This is a genomic window from Acinetobacter sp. YH16042 (genome assembly GCF_013417245.1).
In the GTDB taxonomy this organism is placed as follows: Bacteria; Pseudomonadota; Gammaproteobacteria; order Pseudomonadales; family Moraxellaceae; genus Acinetobacter; species Acinetobacter amyesii.
In genome coordinates this window covers 1-22,756 of record NZ_VPEJ01000006.1, presented here as the reverse complement: position 1 = coordinate 22,756, position 22,756 = coordinate 1, and the positions used below count along the sequence as shown (strand labels likewise).

Genomic DNA, 22,756 nt, shown 5'->3' with positions numbered 1-22,756 from the left:
TAAAAAGATTGAGGTATAGCGCAATGCAACAACTGAATCCATCCGAGATCAGTGCGCTCATTAAACAGCGTATCGGCGATCTGGACACCAGCGCGACCGCTAAGAACGAAGGGACCATTGTTATGGTTTCCGACGGTATTGTGCGCATTCACGGCCTTGCTGATGCAATGTACGGTGAAATGATCGAATTCGACGGCGGCTTATTTGGTATGGCACTGAACCTAGAACAGGATTCAGTGGGTGCCGTTGTCTTAGGTAACTACTTAAGCCTTCAAGAAGGTCAAAAAGCTCGTTGCACAGGTCGTGTATTAGAAGTTCCGGTTGGTCCAGAACTTTTAGGCCGTGTAGTAGATGCTCTTGGTAACCCAATTGATGGTAAAGGCCCTATTGACGCAAAACTTACTGATGCTGTTGAAAAAGTAGCACCAGGCGTAATTTGGCGTCAATCAGTGGATCAACCTGTACAAACTGGTTATAAATCAGTAGATACAATGATCCCTGTTGGTCGTGGTCAACGTGAGTTGATCATCGGTGACCGTCAAACTGGTAAAACAGCTATGGCGATCGATGCGATCATCGCTCAGAAAAACTCTGGCATTAAATGTGTATACGTAGCAATTGGTCAAAAACAATCGACTATCGCTAACGTTGTGCGCAAGCTAGAAGAAACTGGCGCTATGGCGTACACAACTGTTGTAGCAGCTGCTGCAGCTGATCCTGCAGCGATGCAGTATCTTGCTCCGTATGCTGGTTGTACAATGGGTGAGTACTTCCGTGACCGCGGTGAAGACGCGCTTATCATTTATGATGACTTGTCTAAACAAGCTGTTGCTTACCGTCAAATTTCATTGCTTCTACGTCGTCCACCAGGTCGTGAAGCATATCCTGGTGACGTATTCTATCTACACTCACGTTTACTTGAACGTGCTTCACGTGTATCTGCTGACTACGTTGAGAAATTCACTAACGGTGAAGTTAAAGGCCAAACTGGTTCATTAACTGCATTACCGATTATTGAAACTCAAGCCGGTGACGTATCTGCATTCGTACCTACAAACGTAATTTCGATTACTGACGGTCAGATCTTCTTAGAAACATCATTATTCAACGCAGGTATTCGTCCTGCTGTGAACGCGGGTATCTCTGTATCACGTGTTGGTGGTTCTGCTCAGACTAAGATCATCAAAAAATTGTCAGGTGGTATCCGTACCGCTCTTGCGCAATACCGTGAATTAGCTGCGTTTGCTCAGTTCGCTTCTGACCTTGACGAAGCAACTCGTAAACAGCTTGAACATGGTCAACGTGTAACTGAGCTTATGAAGCAAAAACAATATGCTCCATACTCAATTGCTGACCAAGCTGTTTCAATTTATGCATCTAACGAAGGCTATATGGCTGACGTAGAAGTGAAGAAAATCGTTGCATTTGATGCTGCGTTGATCTCTTACTTCCGTTCAGAACATGCTGCGTTAATGCAAAAAATTGACGAGACTGGTGCTTACGATAAAGAAATCGAAGCAGCAATCAAAGCAGGTATTGAAAGCTTTAAAGCGACTCAAACTTACTAAGATTCAACGATGTTGAATCTGGTTCTGGTTTGGTTCACGGATCAACCTTCGAAAGCTCGAAAGGGCTTTCGAATACTAGGTTAAGCGTATGGCAAATTTAAAAGAAATTCGCGCCAAAGTAGCTAGTATCAAAAGCACGCAGAAAATTACTCGCGCGATGCAGATGGTAGCAGCTTCTAAGATGCGTCGTGCGCAAGAGCGCATGGCTCAAGGCCGTCCGTATGCCGAAAATATGCACCGTGTAATTGCTCATTTGGTACAAGCGAATCCTGAATACAAACACCGTTATATGGTTGAACGTCCTGTAAAGCGCGTTGGCTATATCATTGTTTCTTCAGATCGTGGCCTTGCTGGTGGTTTGAACATTAACTTGTTCAAAAAAGTGGTAAAACACGTACAGCAGCAACAAGAGCAGTCAATTGAAGTTCAATTTGCTTTAATTGGTCAAAAAGCGGTTTCGTTTTTTAAAAACTACGGCGGTAAAGTTCTTGGTGCAACTACAAACGTAGGTGATGCTCCGAGTCTTGAACAGTTAACTGGTTCTGTACAGGTGATGTTAGACGCGTTTGATAAAGGCGAGTTAGATCGTATTTATCTAGTGTCAAACGGCTTTGTCAACGCCATGACTCAAAACCAAAAAATCGAACAGCTTGTTCCTTTAGCAGCTGCTGAGGAAAGCGAAGGTCTAAACCGTCAATACGGTTGGGACTATATCTATGAACCAGAAGCTGAAGAGCTTTTAAATGGTTTATTGGTTCGTTACATTGAGTCTATGGTTTATCAAGGTGTGATTGAAAACATCGCATGTGAACAGTCTGCTCGTATGGTTGCAATGAAAGCTGCAACTGATAACGCGGGTGAATTGATCAAGAGCCTACAACTTATTTATAACAAGCTGCGTCAAGCCGCGATTACTCAGGAAATCTCTGAGATCGTTGGTGGTGCCGCTGCCGTTTAACATTATTAGTTTGAATTGAGGAGACAGCAATGAGTAGCGGTCGTATCATTCAGATCATCGGCGCGGTTATCGACGTCGAGTTTGAACGTAACAGCGTTCCTAAGATCTATGACGCTCTCCATGTTGATGGTACTGAAACTACATTAGAAGTTCAGCAGCAACTTGGTGATGGCGTAGTTCGTACTATTGCAATGGGTTCTACTGAAGGCCTTAAGCGTGGTCTTACTGTAACTAACACTGGCGCGCCTATCTCTGTACCTGTAGGTACTGCATGTTTAGGTCGTATCATGGACGTTCTTGGTCGCCCTATCGACGAAGCTGGTCCTGTTGGTACTGAAGCTCGTTTACCAATTCACCGTCAAGCGCCTTCTTATGCAGAACAAGCGGCTTCTACTGACCTTTTAGAAACTGGTATTAAAGTCATTGACTTACTTTGCCCGTTCGCTAAAGGTGGTAAAGTTGGTCTGTTCGGTGGTGCCGGTGTTGGTAAAACTGTAAACATGATGGAGTTGATCAACAACATCGCGAAAGCTCACTCAGGTTTATCTGTGTTTGCTGGTGTTGGTGAACGTACTCGTGAAGGTAACGACTTCTATCACGAAATGAAAGACTCTAACGTTCTAGACAAAGTAGCAATGGTCTACGGTCAGATGAATGAGCCACCAGGTAACCGTTTACGCGTAGCGTTGACTGGTTTGACTATGGCTGAGTACTTCCGTGACGAAAAAGACGAAAACGGTAAAGGCCGTGACGTTCTATTGTTCGTCGACAACATCTATCGTTATACACTAGCGGGTACTGAAGTATCAGCACTTCTAGGTCGTATGCCATCTGCAGTAGGTTACCAACCGACTCTTGCAGAAGAGATGGGTGTTCTTCAAGAACGTATTACGTCTACTAAGTCTGGTTCTATTACGTCAATCCAAGCGGTATACGTACCTGCCGATGACTTAACAGATCCATCGCCTGCTACTACCTTCGCTCACTTGGACGCGACTGTTGTATTGAGCCGTGACATCGCATCTTCTGGTATTTACCCAGCGATCGATCCACTTGACTCTACTTCACGTCAGTTAGATCCACTTGTAGTGGGTACTGAGCATTACGAAATCGCTCGTTCAGTTCAAAACGTTCTTCAACGTTACAAAGAATTGAAAGACATTATCGCAATTCTTGGTATGGACGAATTGGCAGAAGAAGACAAACTTACTGTATACCGTGCACGTAAGATCCAACGTTTCTTCTCTCAACCGTTCCACGTAGCTGAAGTGTTTACTGGTGCTCCTGGTAAACTTGTACCGCTTAAAGAAACAATTCGTGGCTTTAAAGGTCTTCTAGCTGGTGAATACGACCACATTCCAGAACAAGCGTTCTACATGGTTGGTGGTATTGACGAAGTTATTGCTAAAGCTGAGAAACTTTAATTAGTTACCTAATTTAGGAGATTCTCATGTCAACTATGCAATGTGACGTTGTAAGTGTTAAAGAGTCTTTGTACTCTGGCACTGTAACTATGCTAATTGCTAAAGGTGCTGGTGGTGAGTTGGGTATTATGCCTGGCCATGCGCCACTAGTAACTTTGCTCAAGCCGGGCGCAATCCGCGTTCTGCTTGAAAATGGTACAGAAGAATTAATCTATGTATCAGGTGGTGTACTAGAAGTTCAACCGCACGTTGTTACTGTACTTGCAGATACTGCAGTACGTGCTGACAACCTTGATGAAGCAGCAATTATTGAAGCTCGTAAACAAGCTGAACAATTGTTAGCAAATCAAAAGAGCGACTTGGACTCAGCTGCTGCTTTGGCTGCTCTTGCAGAAACTGCTGCTCAGTTGGAAACCATCCGCAAAATCAAAAACCGCGCTCAATAAGACGCTGTTCGAGATTGAAAGAGCCACCCGAAAGGGTGGTTTTTTTATGTTCAAATATACAACTTAAATCGAGATGGATATAATATTTAGCAAATAAATCTTGATATAAAAAATAAAATGAAACTCAATATTAAATTAACCAATGAAGATTTTTATGTATTTCAGGTGCTAAACGAAGAGCTTATTAATCCTGTTGTATATGACAAATTCGAAGTTAAGTTTCTCAGATTAGTGTTTAAATTTTTTATACTATTAATAGTCAGTCTCTTTATTTTTATTTTCTTCAAAAATGACTCTTCACTTTTGAATTACTTGATTTTGTTGGTCGCTCTTTTATTGGGATTGTTGCCCAAAGTAAACTCTATTTTTCAAAATATGTTTAAGATACGATATATCGATCAAATGGCTGAAAATTCGAAAATTCTTATTGGGGATAAAGAAATTGAGATTACAGAGAAAAATCTTATCGAAAGTACTGAGTATTACACTCAAATTTTTTCATGGAGTTTAGTATCAAATATTGAGAAAACGCAAACTCATTTAATTGTTTTCTTCGGTATGTGTATAGGGATTATTTTGCCCTTAGACCAAATTAATAATGACGTAGAAAAGATAATACAACAATATTGCCCAAATATTGAGTTCAAAGAACATAACTGGTAAGTAAATTTCATTTGATTGTCTTTGATGAATTTGAAGTGATTTATTTGTAATGAATAATTGAGAAATTTCTATTCTCCATAATATTCACATCAAATCTCTTATCAAAATTTTCCCCTAAATTTTTCAGCTCAGGCTTTATATCTATCACCTAAAGTTGAATATATTTTATTCAATACAATCTTTATAGTGATTAAATTCAATCAGCTAGCATTGCACCATGAACCTTATCGCCTATGAGCCGCATTTTTGGGAACTTTATCAAGACTTTGATCAATATTACTTGAGCATTGCGGTTGATCTCAGTTCTGTAGTGTCATGTTGGGATGTTGAACTCACCCATGAAGAAGTTCAACAATATGAACACCGTGGGCGCGTGAGTATTCAAGAACTGGCAAAATCGATGGTTGCTGCTGCCTATAAAGGTGATTTTGTTTCATTAGAAAGTCGTTTAGTGAAACCATATGAACGTCAGGCCATGCAATCGGCTTTTAAAAAATGGCAAGATAGCCAAAAAGCAGGTTAATGCTCGTTATTCATGCATGGGTAAAATTGAAAACTCACCGTGACTGATAATTTTAATTTTAAAAATTTGATCAAAGCCTTCATCCTGTGACGGAACTTGAAGCTTTCGATAGGTTGCACGCACGCCAACTTCTGGAATATGGGCTTTACCTTCACGAAAACTGTTGCGCTTTAAGGTGCTGTCCAAATCGGTTTCAAAATAATAAGCAATAACTTCAAACCCAGCATCAACTGCACGTTGGATATAGCGAGCACGAGCTTCCCGATTTGGGTTGGTATTATCAATCACCATTTTTGTTTTGGATGCCAAACCTGCTTCAAAGATCATATTTTCCCGATGTCGGGTTTTCAACATATCCAAATTAATACGTAAATGGCTATGATATAAATTCAACATGTAAAAGGTTGATTTGCCAGAGGCTTGAACGCCTGTAAAAATAATCAGCTGCATGGTGTCTGCAATGAAAGCATGGAATGAATAATAGGGTATTAAATCAGCAACGCAGTTTTGCTACAATCGCTGCAAAATAAATAAGAACAAGTTACAAAGGTCTGTATGCTCAAATTTTTTACCAGTTTATCGCTGTGTCTTTGTTGTGGTTTGCTCCTTGCATGCCAAAGCCAATACGTGACGACACCCAATCTTCCGACTGAAGCTGCACTTGTCGCTGAATCGGTTGATAATGGCATCAGTACGGAGCTTGAGATCCCATATTTGACTGCCTTTCGAAATCTGCGACAAGCCTATAATCACTGTATTGCGTTTACTGCGAACAATCGCTACGTCTATACCGACAATCGTTTAGAAGAGCATTTGGAGCAGGGGACTTTAATGGCACGGACTGAACATGGGGCGTATTTGCATAAAATGTTGGTCGAAAGTTTAGATCCACAGACGACACGTATTACCTTATTTTTGCCGAAGCAATATACCTTTGCCCAAGCACGTTTTAAACAAGATGTTCAGCGCGCACTTGGACAAGATAAAAACTGTAATACCTATGAATTTGCTCAATCCAACTAATTGAACTTTAAGACGCTTGTGAGTTTTCCTGCTCTGGGTGCTCTACACGTTTACCGCCCTCATAACTGGCAAATCGAGCTTGATCACGTTTGAAGACCGGTGCTGGTGTCGGCCAAGGCCAATCGCCAAAATGGGTCTCACGATAGCGTTTAAACGCGGCATCGAGTTCTTGAGTGGTATTGAGCACAAATGGACCGCGCATCGCCACGGGTTCATTAATCGGTTCACCTTCTAACCACAGAATCCGTGCTTCTAATCCGCCTGCTTTGAGATGGACGTCGGCATCTGATTGGAGTTCAACCAAATGCTTCATCTGAATGGTTTGACCTTCTATTTCTAATGTATTGCCCTGATAAAAATAAGCAAAACGGTTTGAGCTACTTGTTGTTGCGGGAATCACCAACTCTGCACCTGCTTGCATGGTGATTAAATAAATATTGACCTTATTTTCTGCGGCAGCCGCCCATGAGTGTGTCGGTCGGGAAATGGCATCGGTGGATTTGAACTGCCCTGAAATCACGCGAATATCCGATTTTTTTCCTTCACTATCGGTTTCAAAGACGTGAGGAATCTCTTCACGCCAAAACATTTTATAGTCGGCATCATGGGTTTTCTGTTCAGCCGATGAATTAAACCAAATTTGGAAAAGTTCAAAAGGATTGGCTTTATCTTCATGCAGTAGGGGGAACATTTCACAGTGTTCAACGCCATTGCCTGTGGACAGTCATTGCACATCACCAGCAGCATAGCGTCCGCCATTGCCTAATGAATCGAAATGATCGACATAGCCTTGTTCGACCAAGGTAATGGTTTCAAAGCCAGTATGTGGATGCTTTGGAAAACCTGGAACCACATCGCCATAGTACATATTGAATTCATCTTTCTCGGCGGCTGTTTTTGGCCCCATGTCTGTATTCGCAGCAGGAAAATGATCAATATTATGGGCAGTAAATAAGAAAGGATCTTTTAAATCTAAACGAAAGGTAATGGGTGTAATGTTATAAATCACAGCGTTTGACATAACTGTTCCATCATTGGCTTTATTATTAAGCATTAACCTAAAAGGAAAAACAGTCGTGTTCTATAGCGGAACTGTACGAAAAAAGCGTTAGCTCAAGGTCTAACGCTTTTTTGATTTAAAACAGGTGGAATGCAATGGAAATGCTAGATTTCGCTATTTATTCAGTTTCAGTGGGTGCAGTAGATGAGCTTTTTCCAGCTTGATCTTGGATCAACATACCTGCCAATTTCAGCATTTCAGCTTGAATATTGCCCATTTGATTTTGAATTTTCTGAAAATCAACTTTGCTTAAATCGACTTGTCCATTGAGAAAAGGTGAGGCCAATACTTGCTGATTCGCTGCCTGTAAATTGCTGCGAATATCATTAATTTCAGTGCTTTTTAGATTTAGATCATTCAATGCTTGATTGAAACCTTTGAGCTGCTGTTGCAGCTGGGTTGCCGCTTTTTGCAATTGGAGATGATCTTGGTTGCTGACTGCGGCTTCTAAATCGACCTGCGTTTGTTTGAGTTGTTCAACATAATTGCCGGCTTTAAGTTGCATATCCGCAACATCGCGAACGATATAAAACATATTGCCGCTTTTTAATTGGCTTTGATCTGTCGCCTGACTTTGTGTCGCAGATTGATCTTCGTTTGTTGATGTTGTTGCAGGGCGATCATTTTCTGCTGCGATTTCTTGTTCCTGTTGCGGTGCTGTGGCAGGTTCACAGCCAATCAGCACCAAAACACCACTAAAAATGGCAAAAGGGAGAAGGGCATTCTGCACAAGCTTTTTCATTCAATCATCACTATGTGTTAAGTCTATGCTTTGAATATAGGGGCAGAATGTGGATTAAAAATAGATTGTTGCAAAGCAATAACAAAATAATCGCTTGAACAAAAAAAAGAGGGCATTTGCCCACTTTTGATGTTTTGGTGGGTTTAACCCGCAATGATTTTGATAATGGCGTGGCTGACGGCATTCATTAAAATGTAGTCGCCATTCACTTTAATCCATTGTTGGTTTTTGCCTGGTTTAGATAATTTTTTGTATTTGGTGTGGTCTACTTTGTAGCTATGACCACGGTATTCAGAAGGTACTTTTTGTCCAGAACGCCAATCATGTGAAGGATTTACGGCTTTTTTCTTGTTCTGGCTTTGGTTTTTTACTGGTGTGTTTTGTTTAGTGTGCTGTTGAGCTTTCGTATTTTGATTATGCGCAGGTGCATGTTGTTGGCTATTTTGCGGTGCAGCCATTGCTGGAGCAGCAACAAGTGCTGTCGAAATAGATAAAACGATAGCTTTCATTAATGTATTCATAAGTTCACCTGTTTACTGCTGGATGTGATTTGATAAGACTCATCATAATGAGTATTTACAGGGAAACTTTGAACAATGTATATGTGAAATATTAAAATAATGGATAAACTATGTAAATTATCATTATGTGATAATTGATAACTATTGTTGTGATAATTTAAAATGATTAATCTCAGTTAAAATCACAATAATCTTAACTGAGAGATTGAGATATTGTCGAATTATTTGGCTAATTCAGCGTTAATGGCATCGACAATACGAGCATCATCTGCCTTGATGTCAGGTGCAAATCGTGCCACAACTTCGCCTTGTTTATTCACGAGGAATTTTTCAAAGTTCCAGAGCACTTCAGGCTTTGGATTTGGTGTTAATCCGTATTCGACTAAATCATCCCACCATGGGCCTTCACCAATGCGTTCAGGAATGGCTTGGGTTAAGGTTTGATAAAGTGGGTGTTTATCTGCGCCTGCAACAGAAATTTTTGCAAAAAGTGGGAAATCGACCTTGTAGTTGATCGAGCAAAATTCTTGAATTTCAGCTTCAGAACCAGGTTCTTGTTCTAAAAAGTTATTGGCAGGAAAGCCTAAGACTTCAAAGCCTTGCGACTTCTTCTCTGTATAGAGTTTTTCTAGGCCTTCATATTGCGGTGTTAGCCCACATTTAGAGGCTACATTGACCAATAATAAAACCTTGCCTTGGTATTGATTGAGTGTGGTGTCATCACCTTGGATCGTTTTTACTGGGATATCGTAAACTGAAGCTGACATATTCGTTCCTAATTGAAGTTGTGCCTTTCATCCTTGTTTTAAAGGGAAATCTGGTGAACAGCAAGCTTTTATCGATAGGCTTTTCGCATAATTTTTGTAGTAGTTTGCAGAATTCGAGCTAATGCTTGCTTGAGTGCTTTGTATTTAACTTGAGGCACGATGTTGGTTCGGGGTTTTTCCTGTATAGCGTTTAAAAAACTCAATAAAGCTTGAACTGTGTTGATAGCCCAATTCATAGCTGAGAGCTTTAATAGACTGACCAGCACGGAGTTGTTGAATGGCATAAATAATTTTTGCACGGTTTCGCCATTCAGAAAGGCTCATTTGCAGTTCGTTCTGACTCAGCCGCAATAACTGACGCTCACTCAAACCGACATTGGCTAAGCATCGTTGTAGGCTCAAACTAAAATGATCTACATCTGCAAGCTGCGCCAAGATCGGCTTTAAAACCGCATCATGGCTTTGCGGTAAATAATGTTGATGTTTGGGCGCAGTTTTTAACTGGTCGAATAAGACCTGTAGCAGGTGTCGATAGGGTGGTGTGGTATGTTGCTCTGTAGGAAAGGCCAAAATTTCTTGCACCAATAAACGAAAGAAAGGCTGGATACTAAACACTTCAGTCTGCTTGGGAAAATCTATGCAGAGATCTGGTGCCAGTCGGATTGCCACATAATGAATAGGTTGCTCATCAATTGCGACTGAGCAATGTTCTGTATGTGGAGGAATCCACACCCCATAACTAGCAGGTGAGAGATGGTGTTGCCCTTGTATCTCATATTCGAAAATACCATCGAGACAAAAATTAAAATCACCCCAAAGACAACTGTGCGGGTAGACCGTATCTAATGCTGTGTAATGTGCTTCAAAAAGTTCGATCTGTTGTTCAATTGGTGGTGATGTCATATAAGCCTAAGAGTCAATGTCGGAACTACAATATAAATGTCTGAAATCATGTATTTCAATTAAAACAGACATCACTCAAAATACCTAAACCAATCTTTGCACAATATCTTGAGGAGTCAGACATGTTGCTTCAAACGCGTTGGGCGAAATTTGCAATTTGTTTGCCTCTAATCGCAGTATTTATATGGTCGTTAAATATTACCGTCACCCGCTATGTGACTGATTATATTTCACCAGTCAGTATCAGTTTTTATCGATGGTTTATTGCATTTTTGATCCTGACCCCATTTATGCTCAAAACCGTTTGGCAGCAAAGACAGCTTATCGGGCAGCATTGGCAGCAATTGGCTGTGCTGAGTGCGTTTGGCATGGTGTTATATCAAGGCTTGGGTTATACCGCTGCGCATTATACGACTGCGACCAATATGGGCATCATCAATGCCTTTATCCCTGTGTTTACGATTGCCGTTGCATTTTTCTTAATTAAAGATGTGCCCAACCGCTATGCCATCCTAGGCTGTGCGATTTCATTTACGGGGCTATTGTTTGTCATTGCGCAAGGAGATTTCAGTCAATTACTGAATATGGGCGGACATTTCGGCGATATCCTCATGATTTTCGCAGTGTTCTTTTATGCCTTTTATGGGGTGTTTTTAAAAAAATGGCAATTGAAACTTCCGCTACTGTTGAGCTTATATGTACAAATTTTCTTTGCCGTTTTATATCACTTGCCATTCGTATTGTATTTAGGCATAGACGCGATTAATCCTGCCAATGCGCCAAGTGTATTTTATGCGGCAATTTTTCCATCATTGATTGCACCGTTGGTATGGATGTTGGCTGTACAACATCTCGGCCCGAATCGCACCAGTATTTTTATGAATTTGATGCCGGTATTTACCGCGATTATTGCCTATTTCTGGTTGGCTGAGCAGTGGATGTTTTATCATAGTGTCGGCACAGTGATGGCGATTACTGGGGTGATCTTGGCGCAGCGTAAGTAAAGCTAGTAAAAAATTGAAAATTTATGAGAATTTTTGATTAAAAAATAAACAAACAAGCTTATTTTTTATAGAGCAAATCTTTTGAAAATGGTTTTTTGAGTGTAAAACTGAATTAAAAAAACAAATTCTCGTCTTAAAAATCAATCAAAAATAGATACATATTTTGACTAAGTGGTTATAAAATCACAAATAAAGTGCTTATCAGTAGTTTTATTTATATAAAAAATATATTTGTTAAATTTAAAAAAATATTACATAATACTTTCATCGTAAATGATGAAGTAATTCTTAATAATTACTTGATATTTACCCAGAGATTGCAAGACCCTCTGGATGTGATTTTATACACATCCTTTTTTATGCTCAGCCATCCCTATATGGCTGAGCTTTTTTTTGCCTGTATTTTCCCGAAAGGCAGGTGTAGACAGGCATCCGAGCTTATGCGCGGATGATTTCACCTGTTTCAGCATCAATAATTTTGCTTGGTTCTTGGCTTAGGCCGAGATCACCATTTAAGTAATTTAGTTCATTGGCAAAATATTGATTGGCTTCTTGTAAGGAACGTGCAGGGGTTAATCCTGCAGGATTGGCACTGGTAGACACAATAAAGCCATTAAAAGCTTGGCATAAAGCCACACATAAAGAGTGGGTAGTCACACGGACTGCGACTTTTGGATGATTGCCTTTAATCCATGTTGGAATATGGTCGCCAGCCGGTAATAACCATGTAGTTGCACGTTCATTGGGTTTACGGTTGGTCCATGTCGCAATGACCTGCTGACGCATATCTTCTGTTAAACCTTGGAGCAGGTGTTCAACTTGAGCGACATTGGCCGCCAATAAAATCACACCTTTTTCAATGGGACGTTGTTTTAAATGCAAAATTTCGAGAAAGGCTTGCTCATTGTAGGGATCACAGCCCAATCCCCAAACAGCCTCTGTAGGATATGCGAGAACCTGACCTTTTTTAAGACAGGAAGCTGCTTCTGCAACAGAGGTGGTAATCATTTCTATAGACCTTATCTGATTCGACAAAGGACTATTGTGAACCTAATTTACCCATTCGACAACGTAGGTAGTGTCCGGCTTGTTGTGTGGCATAGCCCATTAACTCTAATTCCATCAGTTGACTGGTTAATGTCGCGGTATCAATTTTGAGTTGAATGGACAATTGATCAAGGCTTTGGCCGACCCAATCAAGCTGCCGATACAATGCAACTAAATGGTCCGGTATGGGTTCGGGGGGAGGTGTGTCCAATGTTGCTGTTTTTGGTGCGGCTATTTCGGTGGTTGTTAAGGTCTCGGCAGCCTGTGATTGCCACTGTGTGGCTAGTGCCAAGTCTTCAATAACCTGTTGTGGATGATCAATCAAAATTGCACCTTCTCGTATGAGTTGATGGCAACCTTGATGCGACTCACTATAAATATGGCCAGGAATGGCAAAAATAGATTTGCCTTGTTCGGCAGCACGTTGAGCTGTGATCAGTGAACCACTTTTTAATGCCGCCTCCGCCACGATGACACCAAGACTGAGCCCACTCACGATACGATTTCGATGTGGAAAATGGTGTTGCAATGGGGGAGTGTGTGGAAGAAACTCACTGATTACGGTTCCCCCATGTTGGATGATTTCTTGTCTTAAACGCTGATGTGCGGTCGGATAAGTTTGATCTAAACCTGTGCCCATCACGGCAATGGTTCTGTGGTGTTGTATGGCAGCGCGATGTGCCGCTTCATCAATTCCTTGTGCTAAACCGCTATTGATGTAGAACCCTTGCTCACTTAGATAATAAGCAAAATCATAAGCAATTTGCCGACCTTGGGGACTAGGTTTGCGGCTACCCACAATCGCAATTTGGGGTTGCATCAAGGCTTGGGCATTACCTTGCCCAAATAGAATCGGCGGCTTGTCGCTATAAGGTAAAAGCTGTTGAGGATAGTTCAGGTCTTCAGGAATCAGTACAAAGTCACTGTATTGTTCAATATCCTTGAGACATTTTTCAAAGCTAAGCTGTCCACTTGGACTATGAAATTCTTCAAAGCGCTTTAAATGATTTTTATGCAGTCCTAATTTTTGCCATGTGGTGATTTGATCAGGCTTAAGGGCGTAGTGTAGGGCAGGATAGTGCTGCTGAATTTTATAGAAACTACGAAGTGAGTGTTGCACCACAAACCACAGGCGAATGTAATCTAAATGCAAGTCAGTTAATGAGTTGAGCATAATGAGACCTTTGAATATGTCTTCTTTTTATGGTTTAAAATTATTAGTGATATTGTTGTTGGATAATAAAAAATGAGGCTGAAATACAGCCTCATTTTTATGGATTTGGTCTTAGTCATCCATCAGTGGTGGCTGAATCGTTGCACCTACTTTGATTGGTAATTCGCTTTCAAGTACATAAGCATAGCTTAGGTTATCAAACGTTTTGAATACCATAATGTTACCAATACGTTGTCCTGGAAGTTGAACACGTTCTTTGGTTTTTGGATCAGTCACGATTTCACCTTTTTGGTTCACGCTAAAGACTTGACCAGATTGAACGCCTTGCAAGCTACCACGGTCGATCGTCACCACACTGTGAACCGCTGCAGTACCAATCGAGCCCATGACACGAACAATACTACCGCCAGCAGTGACATTTTCTGCATTGGTTGGATAGAACAGTGTTGGCAGCATTGGGTCATATTCAGGAAGAACACGATCGCCACGACGAACTTCGGCATTATAAGTGTCGGTCAGTTCTAAAGTGGTAATGTCATTTTCACCACGAACGGCAACACCTGAAGCGACTTGAGTCAGTTCTAAACCTGCGTTGTATTTTTTGCCGTTTGCATCGGTAAAGATGTACGGTTCGCCTTCACGGTAAACAGCATATCGTTGACCGACTTGCATGCCTTGGCCGCGTGCATAAACTGTTTGGCCTTTGGCAGCTAATACACGTTGATCAGCTGTACCTAAAATGTAAGGTGTGCCTTCCACAGAATCAGCGGCAACAATCATGCTGCGCTCAAGCCATTGCTTAATATATTCCAATGGAATAACCGGAATCGCACTATTTAGGGATTCAACACGAACTTGTGGTTGAAGTTTAGTGCCACCTGTATAGCGACGAATGATACCTTCACAGCCATCACCTTCATCTTTACCGATGATTGGGCGGCCATTGTAGGTACACATGAGTAGGCGGTCACCTGGGAAAATCCAATGCGGATTTTTCACGTGTTTATTGCTCGCCCAGATTTCAGGCCAGCGCACAGGATTTTTTAAGAAACGCTTGGAAATATCCCACAACGTATCGCCTTTTTTCACCACATAAACTTGAGGCGCACCTGCCTTCAATGACGGTGGATTGACGTTACGAGCAGGGGCAGCTTCTGCAACACTGACCATTCCCATCCCCACACTTACACAGACTGTAAGTGCCAATAATTGTTTTTTAAACCCCAAGGCACTAAAAGTTGGCATGCCCTTCAAAACCTTTTTCATTATCATAATTCCTAAAATTATGTATGTAACTGCGTTATAATAACGATATTACACACAATTTTTTGATGAAGCATTCCTTCATTTTGTTTTTTGATCAATGGCATAAGTGAGGACGTCGTATGGCCTTATTACCTATTTTAAGTTTCCCCGATCCCCGTCTTCGTACCATTGCAAAACCAGTCGAAGAAGTTACTGATGAAATTCGTCAGTTAGCAGCCGACATGTTTGAAACTATGTATGAAGCACCGGGAATTGGCCTGGCAGCAACACAGGTAGATCACCATATTCAGCTGATAGTCATGGATTTATCTGAAGAAAAAGATCAACCCATGGTGTTTATTAACCCCAAAATTACGCCATTGACGCAAGAGACGCAGCCCTATGAAGAAGGCTGTTTATCAGTGCCTCAAATATACGATAAAGTTGAGCGCCCGTCACGTGTAAAAATTCAGGCAATTAACCTTGAAGGTCAATCATTTGAAGTGGAAGCGGACGGACTTCTCGCAGTTTGTATCCAACATGAAATGGATCACTTAAATGGTAAGTTGTTCGTCGACTATCTTTCACCTTTGAAACGTCAACGTGCACGTGACAAAGTGGAAAAATTGGTTCGCCAACGCCAAAAAGATAAAGTCGCAGTTAAACGTTAATTGATCGCGGTTAAAAAATACCTGAGACAAGCCCAATTTTGATTGGGCTTTGTTATACTTGGGTCAGACAAATGTTAGGGTTTGCCTGTATTGTTTCGTAGTGGAGTGCTGCTGTCCTTTGCAGCCGTTTTTTTGCAGATTGCTGTTTTTTTACAGCCATTATTGCCCAAGCAATATCAAGTTGCTCCGGTCTGCGAAACCATTACGCGTGCACTTTTACTTCCCAATGTTCATGCTGAACATACCGCACATTCACACCATTCATCTTCCGCTCACGCTGAGAAAGTTCAAGTCGATCATACTGCCCATGAACATGATACCAGTCATCAATGTCAGTATTGTACGGTCTATGGCAATTTGGTTTTGCCCCCTGAACTAGATGTGAAAGAAGTGCTTGATCGAATTCAAGTTCGTTTAATTGCTTTTCAAAAAGCTTTCAAGCATGTCTGGTTTGTTCTTCAACAACTCTTTTTACTTCCGCAAGGTCGAGCCCCACCACTCGCTGCATAAATCCGACGTTTTTTTTAACTTGGGTCGTTGAGGACTCAGGTACGCCTTTATTTATGTATTTTGTGAGATAAACATGGCTCAGCCTAAATTTTTTCTACAGCCTCTTGCGGCTGCAATTTGTGTTGCCTGCTATTCAACTTCTGTGATGGCTGACGAGATGTCCGTAGAGATGACGGAAACCAATGCCGTACAGACTTTGGCACCGATTGTGGTGACATCACATCAGGGGAATGATGCCAATGGCCTGATTGTTCGTGCCAATCCCAAACAGCCGATTCAACCGATACCTGCCAGTGATGGGGCCGATTATTTAAAAAGTATTGTAGGTTTTAGTGCAGTGAAAAGTGGCGCAGGAACCAATGGCGATGTCACCTTCCGTGGCATGTTTGGTTCACGCATTAAAATTTTAACCGATGGCACAGAAAATCTAGGGGCGTGTCCAAGTCGTATGGATTCGCCGACGTCTTATATTTCACCTGAAAGCTATGATCGTATTTCAGTGATTAAAGGACCTCAAACGGTTCAATATGCCAATACAGGTTCTGCTGCAACAGTCTTATTTGAACGCAAACCTGAACAATTCGATGCTGATAAAAACTACCGTGGTCAAGTCAGTGTGATGATCGGCTCTTATGGTCGTTTAGATCATAATGTCGAGGCGGCCATGGGGGATGAGCATAAATATGTCCGTTTAAATGCTAGCCGTTCTGTTGCAGACAGCTACCAAGATGGAGATGGTAATACTGTGCCGTCAGACTGGGAGCGTTGGAATACAGATTTGGCACTCGGTTGGACGCCAAACGAAGATACATGGGTAGAACTTACTGGAGGTAAAGCCGATGGTGAGGCGGTGTACGCGGGCCGAATGATGGATGGTTCACAATTTGCCCGCGAAAGCTTGGGGCTTCGAGTCGAGAAAAAGAATGTCACTGAGGTGATTAAGAAAATTGAAGCACAAGTGAACTATAGCTTTAATGATCATGTCATGGATAACTATAGTTTACGTCCTGAACCAATGATGAAAATGGCGACTAATGTTGCTCGTAAAACATTAAACGCTCGTATGGCCGTAACCCATGAATGGGATAGTCTTCAATTTATTACGGGTATCGACAGCCAAAATAACCAACATAGTATTCGTAAAACAGATTCAAAAAATCATATTGTTTATCAAGACCAGCCACGTATGACAGACATGAAATATCAGTCTTATGGTGGTTTTGGTGAATTAACCTATCATTTTGATGATCAAAACAGTTTGGTTTCAGGTGTTCGGTTTGATCAAGTCGATGTGAAAGATGAACGACAAGATTCAATTGATCAAGGTTATAACCGTAAATTGGATAAAACCTTAACAAGTGGCTTTATCCGTTTTGAAAATACACATCCTGAACATGATGATGGTAAAACCTATATTGGTTTAGGCTATGTAGAACGTATGCCAGATTATTGGGAATTATTTAGCCCAAAATCAGGAAATGGTGATATCAATACATTCAATCATATTGATACGGAAAAAACGCTTCAGTTAGATATGGGCTATCAACATCAACATGGTGCTTTGAATTCTTGGGTGTCGGCTTATGCTGGTTTGGTGAATGATTATATTTTAACGAGTTATAAGCCTGGAACAGGAATGATGAAGGGTATGGAAGCGCATAGTCGAAATATCGATGCAACCATTGCAGGTGCAGAAGCTGGGATTGGCTATCAATTTACAGATGCGATCCAAGCAGATGTCAGCGCAATGTATGCGTGGGGGGAAAACACCACGGATAATACGCCATTACCACAAATCTCACCTTTAGAAGCACGGATCAACTTACGTTATATCCAAGATAATTATACTTTGGGAGCGTTTTGGCGTGTGGTTGATGGACAAAATCGTATCAGTGCGCACCAAGGCAATATCGTGGGCTATGACCTGAAAGAAAGTGCAGGTTTTGGCACACTGTCTTTAAATGGTACTTATCATATTAATGAGGGTGTAGATGTATCTGTGGGTGTGGATAATCTCCTGAATAAAACCTATACCGAACATTTGAATAAACTAGGTGATGCAGGGACAGGTTTAGCGACCGATCAACAGTTTAATAATATTGGTCGCAATTATTGGGCACGTATTTCGATGAAATTCTAAATCTTGATATTTGTCATCCAAAAAGCAGAGCGATCGCTCTGCTTTTTTTATTGGTGCATACTCGCCAGTTGTTTGGCCTTACTTTGATACAGTGCTAAACCGAGTTTTTGAATCGCACGGCCTTTTTGCTGTAATTTTTGATTTAAACTCGGAACATGCTTAGCACCTGAATATAGGACGAGATTTCTAGCCAATAAATAATAGGCAAACCATGCGGCGGACTGGGGTTTGAGCCCTAATTTATGCATGCGTTTTTTGCCAATAAAAAATTGTGTCAACTCCAGATGTTGTCGATAAGCCAGTTTTTGCTGAAATGGTTGGAGGTATTTGTATTGTCTTTCAAAGGGTTCTTTAGAGAGACTGGCGCCGAGAGCCATACTGCTTGCATCGGATTGGGGGTGTACAAATTGCATCCAATACAGCAGTTTCCAACCGTCAGATTCTTTTTCAATTAACCATTTTTCATCAATACCCATTAACCAACCCACATATCGCCAAAAATGTAAAAAGCTTTCAGTTTCTTGTTTTGATGGAAAAATTCCTAAAGCGCGAATGCCCAAAAGTACCACACTGCTAAAGGCAAGATTGGTCATCGCCAAGTCAAATTGATTCATCGGCGCCCCCCACGTTGTAAAATCCCAGTCTTTGCCTTTTTGGAGTTGATGCCGTACCAAAGCATGAATAAAACGCACATAAATTGTCGATGTAAATCCCGCATACAAACGTTCGAGTCCGCGTTCTTCAGTGATATCTACCCACCATTTTGTGGTTTCAGCCAGACGTGTACCTGCTTGTTTATTTAAAGCACCGGTCAGCATGAGCGGCTGATTGAAACCGGGGAAGAGATAACCCACCATGAGTGAAAGATCTCGCAATATAAAGCCATTGTTAATCCCTAGGCGATGGGTGAATTCAAGGGCTTGCTGTATTTTTTCTGGCTCTAACCAAGGCGGTGTTTGTTCAACATGCTTAAAAAAATGCTCGAGCTCAGGAATAGGAAAGGGGAGCTGCTCGACACCTTTAAATAAGGCGATTTCAAAATATTCACGATGCTGTTTAGGGTTCTGCATCATCCACGTGAGCACTTTTTCCATCTGTGGATCACCACATTGCAAGGCTTTATTGAGGGCAAGATATTGAGCGTAATTTGGCTGTGCAGCCTGACCCGTCAAATGAGACAACAGAAAACTCAGTAGATTAGATTGCTGCGTGGCCTGAAATGAAGCCAGTCGGGTATTGAAGTGAGTGGTCATGTTTTGATCTTCAATGTTATTGTTGCATACCACACTAATATGAATATTTATTCGCATTCAATTCGCATAACACTATCGCATTGGAGAGCAATAGAATGAGAAAAAGACCACAACAACAACGCGCGAAAATGATTGTGGAAAGCATTTTGCAAGCAGCGCAGTTGTGTATTGCAGAACAAGGTTTACTGGAGCTGACGACGCCCAAAATTGCGGAAAAATCTGGTGTGAGCGTTGGATCGATTTATCAATATTTTGAAAATAAAGAACAAATCGTAGAAGAGTTACTGCTCAGAAAATCAGAACAATTGGGGTTAGCACTAAAAAATATAGTCGTGGAGCAAGAGCAGCACAGTATTTATGAGGTGATCCCTCTTTGTATTCAGTTTGGCTTTGATATGTTGAAAGCTGATCGTGGCTTCTTCATTGAGATCTTAAAACATTGGCATCAATACAGTCATTCAGATGCCTCTCAGGTTTTGGAAAAGCATTTTTTTGAAGTTGGGATGTATTTATTTAATCGCTATTATTCACATTGGAACTTTGAAACGCTGAAACATCGCTCTTTTGTGATCATTAATAGTACCTTATTTACCATGATGCGCTATGTGAGCAATAATAGTTTTTTAATTACAGAACAGCAGATTAAAGTAGAATTATCGAAGATGATTTTGGCGTATTTAGATAGTGAATAACACTGAAAAAAATAAATTTGTCTATTAAAGAATCTATTTAATTCAGATCCAAGATATGTGAAGATAGATCGATAATAAATCAATAACTTAAGATAATAAATCAGGAACATCATGATGGTTTCTTTGAGCTTGCAGCAACTGTCCAAATCTTTTGCGGGAAAACGTATATTTTCAAATTTAAATTTAGAGTTAAGCGAATTCGGAATTGTCGCTGTTGTTGCTGAGAATGGAGTAGGGAAGTCCACCTTACTTGCGATGATTGCGGGGATGTTGGATTTCGATACAGGCAATATTTTGATTAATGATCAGCAATATGTCCCTCACAACAATCAATACAAGAAACTTGTGGCCTATGTGCCAGATAAAAGCCCTATTTATGATTTTTTACAAGGGCAGGAGTTTCTGAATTTAATGTGTGATATTCGAGGGATAGCGCATGAGCAGTATCAAATCTTCATTGAAAAATTTAAATTAGAACACTATTTAGCCACGCCTTTTGCTGACATGTCTTTTGGCACAACCAAAAAGTTTTTATTGGTTGCAGCCTTAATGACTTCGGCACCTTTACTGATTTTGGATGAACCGAGCAATGGCTTAGATCAAAATGCCTTGGCTGAATTAACAAGTATACTTTTACAGCAGAGTCAATCGAAATTGATTCTATTGTCTTGCCATGATCCAGTATTTAGAGACAGTCTTGCAGCAAAAATCATCGAGCTAGATCGGCTAAAGTCCAATGAGCAGGCGGCATGAATAAACAAAGACATGTTGGGCAGCGAACAATCATAAAAACGCTTTTGAAATATCGATGGACATTTTATGTCAAGACCACAGCAGACGCAGTTGCACGGCAAAAGCATTTACTTATTTTGGTCGCATTAATTCTCGGGCCAATGCTATTCGGACTGCTCTTATCATTAGTGCAGCCCATGATTGATTTGGTTTATTGCAAATCATTAATCACAAATCTGTTTCTTTGGACTGGCTTTCTTGCCTTAAATGTATTTTGGTGTGCGATACAGCGTAAAGCTTTGAGTGGTGGGGAAGGGTATCGCTATCTAGCGCTATTGCCCATCACGCTTAAAAGTCGCTTTGCCGTGGAAATCAAATTGTTAGGCAGTTTAAGCTTTTTTTTGATACTGCCATTTGTTTTAGCGCTTCTATATGTTTGGGTTGAGTATGAACTTTTGGCTTCCATTGGTATTAGTGTATTGATGCTTCTTTGGATCTTTAATTTATTAATCATACAAATCCTGTTTTTACAACAGAATCAATATTTCGGCTTAGTCTGCCTTTTGACATATTTGCCCATTTTGAGCCTAGCGATATTGGAAGCTCAACTCGTTGCGGTGTTGTTATCTACTTTCATCTGTATGGCGGCAATAAAATTCTGGCTGCTCGGTAGGAAATCAAAACCAATAAAGCTGCAAGTACCTAGCGTATTTGTGATACAGAAATATAGCCCACTCTGGCTCAATCAAAATAAACTAATTATTCGTCAGGCATTTCATAAAAGATTTCTAACCCACCGTATTGTCAGTATCGGTATTTCGGTTACAGCGGTTGTGATTTTGTATTGGTTCGCCACACAGGCGGATACTTGGAACATCATGAGTCTTGATTTCACTGCTTCACAATTATTCCAATTGATGTGTGCTATCTATATTGCACTGAGTTTATTCAATCTAGGTGTGATCAAAATGGACTTAAAATCAAATTTTGAATATGCAGAGCGATTCTGGATCATTCAAGGGTTCACACGATGGCAGCTCAGAAAATACGAATACTGCGTTTTATTGATAATGGGTTTAATGATGAGTGTGCCAGTTTTGCTGTGGCTACTGCTGAAAGGTGGATTCGTTGATGTGCTATTGATGGCGACATTATTTTGTATCGCCATTCCATTTATTCAATGGTTGTATAGAAAACCTGAAGAAGTGCACGGTGTTATGCCAATTTTAATGTTTATCATATGGGTGCCTGTGGCGTATTGCATGCTTTCTGTACGCTAAAAACACTTTTTTAAGTAAAAAACGCTGATTTAGTAGAATAAATAAACAAACGTAATGAAAAATTAAAAATAAATGGAAAAGGGTGTTGCAACGGTCCTGAAATGCTGTAGAATGCACATCCATCGGCGGTGATGAAGATTAAAACTTCTGATAAAACAGTAACTTAGCATGAAATGCTTGAGTTAGGTTTTAGAAAGGAAGTTTAAAAATAATTTTCATTACTGGTTGACTTTCTAGAGATAGAGAGTAATATAGCCGACCTAGCTTGCTACTGACGAAGTAGCAAGAAGATCATTAAGAGATTATGAAGAACAACTTGTGTGGATTTTTACTGATTGATCGATCGAAATTATTTTCATTGATTGATGGTAGAAATTACTCGAAGTTTATTTGAGCAAATTTTTGTCAGT

General features: G+C 40.7%; 23 protein-coding genes and 1 pseudogene. 14 read left to right on the top strand and 10 right to left on the bottom strand.

What is annotated here, in order from left to right; genetic code table 11:
• The first annotated feature begins 23 nt into the window (after positions 1-23).
• From atpA to FTV37_RS06185, 6 genes are all read left to right on the top strand, one after another.
• Positions 24-1,568, top strand: coding sequence for a F0F1 ATP synthase subunit alpha (gene atpA / locus FTV37_RS06210; RefSeq protein WP_180063292.1), 1,545 nt, complete (start codon positions 24-26; stop codon positions 1,566-1,568).
• Positions 1,569-1,656: 88 nt separating this feature from the next.
• Positions 1,657-2,526 (top strand): F0F1 ATP synthase subunit gamma, encoded by an 870-nt coding sequence (gene atpG, locus FTV37_RS06205; protein ID WP_078191474.1) that lies wholly within the window; start codon positions 1,657-1,659, stop codon positions 2,524-2,526.
• 29 nt (positions 2,527-2,555) lie between these two features.
• Complete coding sequence (atpD, locus tag FTV37_RS06200; protein WP_078191473.1) at positions 2,556-3,950, top strand: F0F1 ATP synthase subunit beta; 1,395 nt, start codon at positions 2,556-2,558, stop codon at positions 3,948-3,950.
• 26 nt (positions 3,951-3,976) lie between these two features.
• The gene (locus FTV37_RS06195) at positions 3,977-4,396 is read left to right on the top strand and encodes a F0F1 ATP synthase subunit epsilon (RefSeq protein ID WP_078191472.1); all 420 of its coding nucleotides are present in this window, start codon (positions 3,977-3,979) and stop codon (positions 4,394-4,396) included.
• Between the two features lie 117 nt (positions 4,397-4,513).
• Complete coding sequence (locus FTV37_RS06190) at positions 4,514-5,059, top strand: hypothetical protein (RefSeq protein WP_180049449.1); 546 nt, start codon at positions 4,514-4,516, stop codon at positions 5,057-5,059.
• Positions 5,060-5,276: 217 nt separating this feature from the next.
• A complete protein-coding gene (locus FTV37_RS06185) occupies positions 5,277-5,582 on the top strand; it encodes a hypothetical protein (RefSeq protein WP_180063291.1) in 306 nt (101 codons plus the stop codon).
• 6 nt (positions 5,583-5,588) lie between these two features.
• Here FTV37_RS06185 and FTV37_RS06180 read toward each other — a convergent pair whose 3' ends face one another.
• Positions 5,589-6,032 carry an AAA family ATPase gene (locus FTV37_RS06180; protein ID WP_180035139.1) on the bottom strand — a complete coding sequence of 148 codons (444 nt, stop codon included), beginning with the start codon at positions 6,030-6,032 and terminating at the stop codon, positions 5,589-5,591.
• A gap of 105 nt (positions 6,033-6,137) precedes the next feature.
• Here FTV37_RS06180 and FTV37_RS06175 point away from each other — a divergent pair, with 105 nt between their 5' ends.
• Positions 6,138-6,605: a hypothetical protein gene (locus FTV37_RS06175; protein WP_180035140.1), complete on the top strand. Its 468-nt coding sequence runs from the start codon at positions 6,138-6,140 to the stop codon at positions 6,603-6,605.
• 7 nt (positions 6,606-6,612) lie between these two features.
• On the opposite strand, the pseudogene FTV37_RS06170 reads toward FTV37_RS06175, so the two are convergent.
• The 5 genes and pseudogenes from FTV37_RS06170 to FTV37_RS06150 all read right to left on the bottom strand — a co-directional run bounded on the left by FTV37_RS06170 (position 6,613) and on the right by FTV37_RS06150 (position 10,598).
• A pseudogene (locus tag FTV37_RS06170) lies at positions 6,613-7,626 on the bottom strand (pirin family protein).
• A 157-nt stretch (positions 7,627-7,783) separates the two neighbouring features.
• Positions 7,784-8,407, bottom strand: a complete 624-nt coding sequence (locus FTV37_RS06165; protein WP_180005336.1) for a hypothetical protein — start codon at positions 8,405-8,407, stop codon at positions 7,784-7,786.
• 143 nt (positions 8,408-8,550) lie between these two features.
• Positions 8,551-8,928, bottom strand: a complete 378-nt coding sequence (locus FTV37_RS06160; RefSeq protein ID WP_078191466.1) for an RcnB family protein — start codon at positions 8,926-8,928, stop codon at positions 8,551-8,553.
• 221 nt (positions 8,929-9,149) lie between these two features.
• Positions 9,150-9,695: a glutathione peroxidase gene (locus tag FTV37_RS06155; RefSeq protein WP_111885877.1), complete on the bottom strand. Its 546-nt coding sequence runs from the start codon at positions 9,693-9,695 to the stop codon at positions 9,150-9,152.
• 144 nt (positions 9,696-9,839) lie between these two features.
• Entirely contained in the window at positions 9,840-10,598 is a 759-nt protein-coding gene (locus FTV37_RS06150) for a helix-turn-helix transcriptional regulator (protein WP_180063290.1), read from the bottom strand.
• A 122-nt stretch (positions 10,599-10,720) separates the two neighbouring features.
• On the opposite strand from FTV37_RS06150, the gene FTV37_RS06145 reads away from it, so the two are divergent.
• On the top strand, positions 10,721-11,602 hold the full coding sequence (locus FTV37_RS06145) for a DMT family transporter (protein WP_180063289.1): 882 nt from the start codon (positions 10,721-10,723) through the stop codon (positions 11,600-11,602).
• 438 nt (positions 11,603-12,040) lie between these two features.
• Here FTV37_RS06145 and FTV37_RS06140 read toward each other — a convergent pair whose 3' ends face one another.
• The 3 genes from FTV37_RS06140 to FTV37_RS06130 all read right to left on the bottom strand — a co-directional run bounded on the left by FTV37_RS06140 (position 12,041) and on the right by FTV37_RS06130 (position 15,089).
• Entirely contained in the window at positions 12,041-12,610 is a 570-nt protein-coding gene (locus FTV37_RS06140) for an L-threonylcarbamoyladenylate synthase (RefSeq protein ID WP_180063288.1), read from the bottom strand.
• A 31-nt stretch (positions 12,611-12,641) separates the two neighbouring features.
• Positions 12,642-13,823, bottom strand: a complete 1,182-nt coding sequence (dprA, locus tag FTV37_RS06135; RefSeq protein WP_180063287.1) for a DNA-processing protein DprA — start codon at positions 13,821-13,823, stop codon at positions 12,642-12,644.
• A 111-nt stretch (positions 13,824-13,934) separates the two neighbouring features.
• Positions 13,935-15,089: a LysM peptidoglycan-binding domain-containing protein gene (locus FTV37_RS06130; RefSeq protein ID WP_078191460.1), complete on the bottom strand. Its 1,155-nt coding sequence runs from the start codon at positions 15,087-15,089 to the stop codon at positions 13,935-13,937.
• A 119-nt stretch (positions 15,090-15,208) separates the two neighbouring features.
• On the opposite strand from FTV37_RS06130, the gene def reads away from it, so the two are divergent.
• The 3 genes from def to FTV37_RS06115 all read left to right on the top strand — a co-directional run bounded on the left by def (position 15,209) and on the right by FTV37_RS06115 (position 18,389).
• Positions 15,209-15,739 (top strand): peptide deformylase, encoded by a 531-nt coding sequence (gene def, locus FTV37_RS06125; protein WP_078191459.1) that lies wholly within the window; start codon positions 15,209-15,211, stop codon positions 15,737-15,739.
• A 90-nt stretch (positions 15,740-15,829) separates the two neighbouring features.
• Positions 15,830-16,249: a DUF2946 family protein gene (locus FTV37_RS06120; protein WP_180063357.1), complete on the top strand. Its 420-nt coding sequence runs from the start codon at positions 15,830-15,832 to the stop codon at positions 16,247-16,249.
• Between the two features lie 73 nt (positions 16,250-16,322).
• The gene (locus tag FTV37_RS06115; RefSeq protein ID WP_180063286.1) at positions 16,323-18,389 is read left to right on the top strand and encodes a TonB-dependent copper receptor; all 2,067 of its coding nucleotides are present in this window, start codon (positions 16,323-16,325) and stop codon (positions 18,387-18,389) included.
• 47 nt (positions 18,390-18,436) lie between these two features.
• Here the strand turns inward: FTV37_RS06115 and FTV37_RS06110 are convergent, their stop codons facing one another.
• On the bottom strand, positions 18,437-19,642 hold the full coding sequence (locus FTV37_RS06110) for an oxygenase MpaB family protein (RefSeq protein WP_180063285.1): 1,206 nt from the start codon (positions 19,640-19,642) through the stop codon (positions 18,437-18,439).
• Positions 19,643-19,737: 95 nt separating this feature from the next.
• On the opposite strand from FTV37_RS06110, the gene FTV37_RS06105 reads away from it, so the two are divergent.
• The 3 genes from FTV37_RS06105 to FTV37_RS06095 all read left to right on the top strand — a co-directional run bounded on the left by FTV37_RS06105 (position 19,738) and on the right by FTV37_RS06095 (position 22,346).
• Positions 19,738-20,334: a TetR/AcrR family transcriptional regulator gene (locus tag FTV37_RS06105; RefSeq protein WP_180063284.1), complete on the top strand. Its 597-nt coding sequence runs from the start codon at positions 19,738-19,740 to the stop codon at positions 20,332-20,334.
• Between the two features lie 111 nt (positions 20,335-20,445).
• Entirely contained in the window at positions 20,446-21,087 is a 642-nt protein-coding gene (locus FTV37_RS06100; RefSeq protein ID WP_180063283.1) for an ABC transporter ATP-binding protein, read from the top strand.
• Positions 21,084-22,346, top strand: coding sequence for a hypothetical protein (locus FTV37_RS06095; RefSeq protein WP_180063282.1), 1,263 nt, complete (start codon positions 21,084-21,086; stop codon positions 22,344-22,346). Before FTV37_RS06100 ends, FTV37_RS06095 begins: the two co-directional genes overlap by 4 nt.
• The last annotated feature ends 410 nt before the right edge of the window (positions 22,347-22,756 follow it).

Bases quoted from the DNA above. Each gene is read 5' to 3' on its own strand.
- atpA (WP_180063292.1), top strand. From the start codon at position 24: ATGCAACAACTGAATCCATCCGAGATCAGTGCGCTCATTAAACAGCGT.
- atpG (WP_078191474.1), top strand. From the start codon at position 1,657: ATGGCAAATTTAAAAGAAATTCGCGCCAAAGTAGCTAGTATCAAAAGC.
- atpD (WP_078191473.1), top strand. From the start codon at position 2,556: ATGAGTAGCGGTCGTATCATTCAGATCATCGGCGCGGTTATCGACGTC.
- FTV37_RS06195 (WP_078191472.1), top strand. From the start codon at position 3,977: ATGTCAACTATGCAATGTGACGTTGTAAGTGTTAAAGAGTCTTTGTAC.
- FTV37_RS06190 (WP_180049449.1), top strand. From the start codon at position 4,514: ATGAAACTCAATATTAAATTAACCAATGAAGATTTTTATGTATTTCAG.
- FTV37_RS06185 (WP_180063291.1), top strand. From the start codon at position 5,277: ATGAACCTTATCGCCTATGAGCCGCATTTTTGGGAACTTTATCAAGAC.
- FTV37_RS06180 (WP_180035139.1), bottom strand. From the start codon at position 6,032: ATGCAGCTGATTATTTTTACAGGCGTTCAAGCCTCTGGCAAATCAACC.
- FTV37_RS06175 (WP_180035140.1), top strand. From the start codon at position 6,138: ATGCTCAAATTTTTTACCAGTTTATCGCTGTGTCTTTGTTGTGGTTTG.
- FTV37_RS06165 (WP_180005336.1), bottom strand. From the start codon at position 8,407: ATGAAAAAGCTTGTGCAGAATGCCCTTCTCCCTTTTGCCATTTTTAGT.
- FTV37_RS06160 (WP_078191466.1), bottom strand. From the start codon at position 8,928: ATGAATACATTAATGAAAGCTATCGTTTTATCTATTTCGACAGCACTT.
- FTV37_RS06155 (WP_111885877.1), bottom strand. From the start codon at position 9,695: ATGTCAGCTTCAGTTTACGATATCCCAGTAAAAACGATCCAAGGTGAT.
- FTV37_RS06150 (WP_180063290.1), bottom strand. From the start codon at position 10,598: ATGACATCACCACCAATTGAACAACAGATCGAACTTTTTGAAGCACAT.
- FTV37_RS06145 (WP_180063289.1), top strand. From the start codon at position 10,721: ATGTTGCTTCAAACGCGTTGGGCGAAATTTGCAATTTGTTTGCCTCTA.
- FTV37_RS06140 (WP_180063288.1), bottom strand. From the start codon at position 12,610: ATGATTACCACCTCTGTTGCAGAAGCAGCTTCCTGTCTTAAAAAAGGT.
- dprA (WP_180063287.1), bottom strand. From the start codon at position 13,823: ATGCTCAACTCATTAACTGACTTGCATTTAGATTACATTCGCCTGTGG.
- FTV37_RS06130 (WP_078191460.1), bottom strand. From the start codon at position 15,089: ATGAAAAAGGTTTTGAAGGGCATGCCAACTTTTAGTGCCTTGGGGTTT.
- def (WP_078191459.1), top strand. From the start codon at position 15,209: ATGGCCTTATTACCTATTTTAAGTTTCCCCGATCCCCGTCTTCGTACC.
- FTV37_RS06115 (WP_180063286.1), top strand. From the start codon at position 16,323: ATGGCTCAGCCTAAATTTTTTCTACAGCCTCTTGCGGCTGCAATTTGT.
- FTV37_RS06110 (WP_180063285.1), bottom strand. From the start codon at position 19,642: ATGACCACTCACTTCAATACCCGACTGGCTTCATTTCAGGCCACGCAG.
- FTV37_RS06105 (WP_180063284.1), top strand. From the start codon at position 19,738: ATGAGAAAAAGACCACAACAACAACGCGCGAAAATGATTGTGGAAAGC.
- FTV37_RS06100 (WP_180063283.1), top strand. From the start codon at position 20,446: ATGATGGTTTCTTTGAGCTTGCAGCAACTGTCCAAATCTTTTGCGGGA.
- FTV37_RS06095 (WP_180063282.1), top strand. From the start codon at position 21,084: ATGAATAAACAAAGACATGTTGGGCAGCGAACAATCATAAAAACGCTT.